At 33.7% G+C, this 1,017-nt stretch carries 1 protein-coding gene; it reads left to right on the top strand.

The genetic code is table 11. The annotated features are described in order from the left end of the window. Nucleotides 1-321 precede the first annotated feature (321 nt). Entirely contained in the window at nucleotides 322-882 is a 561-nt protein-coding gene (locus BQ9859_RS03805; RefSeq protein ID WP_075876951.1) for a manganese efflux pump MntP, read from the top strand. The last annotated feature ends 135 nt before the right edge of the window (nucleotides 883-1,017 follow it).

Genomic DNA, 1,017 nt, shown 5'->3' with positions numbered 1-1,017 from the left:
TTATATCAAATAAATAAAAAAAATAAAATAAATTTAAAGTACAAAAAACAACGATAAATACTGGATAATCTCGACTTTTTCTCAGAATAGCCTCTAAACATTCATGGTGCAAACCTCTAAAGACGGGCATATCAAAAATCAAAAAAAGAATTGTAATCTTTTTTTGATTTTGTTATTATGATACTTGTCTAAGGGAGTAGCTGGCTCTTAAGAGCGATTAAGTCAACATAATGATTCATAATGGAATCTGGCTTAAACTGAAATAGCGAGACTTATACGTGTTTTTTTCACGTATAAGTCTTTTTTTTGGGAGGATCGAATATGTCTTTTTTTGCTGTATTTTTAATTGGCATCAGCTTAAGCATGGATGCTTTTGCTGTTTCTATTGCAAAAGGAATGTGTGTTAAGAACAACCGTTTTCAATGTGCATGTAAACTGGCTTTTTGGTTTGGTCTATTTCAAGCACTGATGCCTTTCATCGGATGGTTAGGCGGTAAATTATTTGAGTCAATGATTACCTCGATCGATCACTGGATCGCCTTTTTACTGCTAGGAATCATTGGTTTAAATATGATCCGTGAATCAATCAAAGAAGAAGATGAAGATGACCAGGTCTGCAATCTTGCTTTGACACATGTATTGTTGCTGGCTGTAGCAACAAGCATTGATGCATTGGCAGTCGGCATCACTTTTGCTTTTTTACAAGTGAATATCTACACCAGCATCCTCATTATCGGTGTTACGACATTTGTTCTTTCTTTTATTGCCGTATATTTGGGCAGCCAACTGGGAAGTCTGCTCAAAAAATATGCAGGAATATTTGGAGGTATCATCTTGATCTTGATTGGTACAAAAATCTTGATCGAACATTTATTTTTCTAAATTTGATAACAAATGAAAAGAGGCTGTAACGAATAAGGAATAGCCAAAAATAAAAAATGCATCTAATCTCGAAAGAGAAAGGATGCATTTTTTGGTATAATTTAGCTATGAAAAACATCGAAGTGTTAGAGCTAA

Source organism: Merdibacter massiliensis, assembly GCF_900155395.1.
Classification (GTDB): Bacteria; Bacillota_I; Bacilli_A; order Erysipelotrichales; family Erysipelotrichaceae; genus Merdibacter; species Merdibacter massiliensis.
The sequence above is the reverse complement of the archived record's forward strand: the minus strand, read 5'-3'. Positions and strand labels throughout refer to the sequence as shown.